1 protein-coding gene is annotated in these 1,130 nt (G+C 56.8%); it reads left to right on the top strand.

What is annotated here, in order from left to right; genetic code table 11:
- Positions 1 to 1,130: bifunctional diguanylate cyclase/phosphodiesterase (locus tag I6F33_RS37860; protein WP_225145784.1), on the top strand; the 1,130-nt coding region annotated here is incomplete at both ends.

Raw genomic sequence — 1,130 nt, 5'->3', positions numbered from 1 at the left:
GCGCGTATTGCACTTCGATTGGCGCAGTTCTGCCACGAGGGACCTCATTGCTCTCTTCGGTGGCGTCGTTCTCACTTCACTTTTAGCGCATCTCTATGGGCTTGGCCCTCGTTTAGCGCAGCTGGGACAGCGCTATGTGGAGTCGGTACTCGACGACATTATCTTCATCGTGTTCGTTGCATTCTTGCTGAGCATTGGGCTCACGATCTTTAGTGTTCGGCGCTACCGAGAACTCGCCCGCGGAACTGAAGCACGAACCATCACAGAAGGAGAAGTCCGCGATTTGGCGCGACACGATCCATTGACTGGCTTGCCAAACCGCCGCCTGTTTGATGACAAACTTGATCTGTGCGTTGGCCTCGCCACCGACACGCATCAAGTCGCTGTTCTGATGCTCGGCCTCGACGGCTTAAAGCGAATCAAGGATACGCACGGCCATGCAGCGGTGGACAAGGCACTCTGCGAACTTGCCACTAGGCTTGCCGACATCTTGTGCAAGGACGGCTTCCTGGCGAGGATCGGAGGCGACGAATTCGGGATCGTCCTGCCCAACATTAGCTCCCTCGAGGATCCCGCCAATCTGGCGCGCCGTATCGTGGCGTCTGCCGCCGACAGTTTCGCGATTGAGGCTGGCGCAGCCGAGCTTAGTCTTGGAATTGGCATCGCCATCGCTCCGCTTGATGGCGTCACTCCCCACGAATTGGTTAGGCGCGCAGAACGCGCACTTTATCGCGCGCAAGGCGACGGCAGGTCGCGTGTTCGCTTTTTTGAACCTGACATGGACGTGCATGTCGAGCGGCGCATCAATATTGAGCGTGAGCTTCGGAGCGCTATCGCAACGGATATTATCGAGCCCCATTACCAGCCGGTGGTTTCACTTGTAAGTAATCGCATCGTCGGGTTCGAGGCGTTGGCGCGTTGGGAGAGCAAGACATCGGGCCATATCCCGCCTGACGTGTTTATTCCGATTGCAGAAGAAACAGGCCTCATCAACGCTCTTGGAGATCAGCTGTTTCGCCGCGCGTGTCTTGATGCCACTGCGTGGCCAAAGACGTTTTCGCTTGCCTTCAACATTTCGCCTGTTCAGTTGCGGGATTCCGCGCTTGGAGAGCGCATTATATCGCTCCTAG

The organism is Bradyrhizobium sp. BRP20, from assembly GCF_020194215.1.
Taxonomy (GTDB): domain Bacteria; phylum Pseudomonadota; class Alphaproteobacteria; order Rhizobiales; family Xanthobacteraceae; genus Bradyrhizobium; species Bradyrhizobium yuanmingense.
The sequence above is the reverse complement of the archived record's forward strand: the minus strand, read 5'-3'. Positions and strand labels throughout refer to the sequence as shown.